This window comes from Photorhabdus sp. RM71S (genome assembly GCF_042879355.1).
Lineage (GTDB): Bacteria > Pseudomonadota > Gammaproteobacteria > Enterobacterales > Enterobacteriaceae > Photorhabdus > Photorhabdus kayaii.
On sequence record NZ_JBHFKV010000172.1, the window covers coordinates 1 to 599 of the forward strand.

Below are 599 nucleotides of genomic sequence, written 5' to 3' on the forward strand. Positions count from 1 at the left end.
ATTTCATGATAAAAACATCGTTTTCTCAGATGCTCGTCGTGCATCTAAACCCGGTAATACTCGCCCACCCGCTTTATTCCACTCCATGAACTGATTCGCCGCACCCTTATAGTCACCCGTATTGAGTTTCTTAAGCAAAGTAGAACGGACGAAAGCGCCAGCGCCACAATTGAAGATAAACGAGCAAAGAGCATCAAACTGGCCCTGAGTTAGTGGCACTTTGACTGAGTTTTCCAAAGTAATGTAAACCGGGGCCAAATCATCAAGTAAGAATTGTTCGGCCTGCCGTTCTGTGATTGCATCGCCTGGCTTTACTCTGTGAGTGTGACCGTAACCGATAGTCCAAACTCTTGCAGGGCAAAGGTATGCAGTTAGACTGCAACCCTCATAAATTTTGAGTTCCGCTAAACCGTGTTCACTGATTTGCATCTGATACCCCCGCTCTTTTCTCTGCTGATTTACGAAGTAATTGACCAATGAAATCCGTACCAAGATAGCCAATCACCACACTACCGATGTAGGCCAAATCAGGATTCAGACCAAAAAGATTTAAAATGTCACGAATGAACCACGCGAACATGGCACACATAAAGGCATCA

Annotated in this window: 2 protein-coding genes; both read right to left on the bottom strand. The window is 44.9% G+C overall.

Annotation, left to right across the window (positions count from 1 at the left end):
• Positions 1-3 precede the first annotated feature (3 nt).
• Positions 4-429, bottom strand: a complete 426-nt coding sequence (locus ACGF5R_RS24340) for a lysozyme (protein ID WP_387693199.1) — start codon at positions 427-429, stop codon at positions 4-6.
• A partial coding sequence (locus tag ACGF5R_RS24345; protein ID WP_387693201.1) for a phage holin family protein occupies positions 416-599 on the bottom strand: 184 nt, incomplete at its 5' end. The genes ACGF5R_RS24340 and ACGF5R_RS24345, both read right to left, overlap by 14 nt.

Excerpts from the sequence above, each read along its gene's own strand:
- ACGF5R_RS24340 (WP_387693199.1), bottom strand. The coding sequence starts at position 429 with ATGCAAATCAGTGAACACGGTTTAGCGGAACTCAAAATTTATGAGGGT.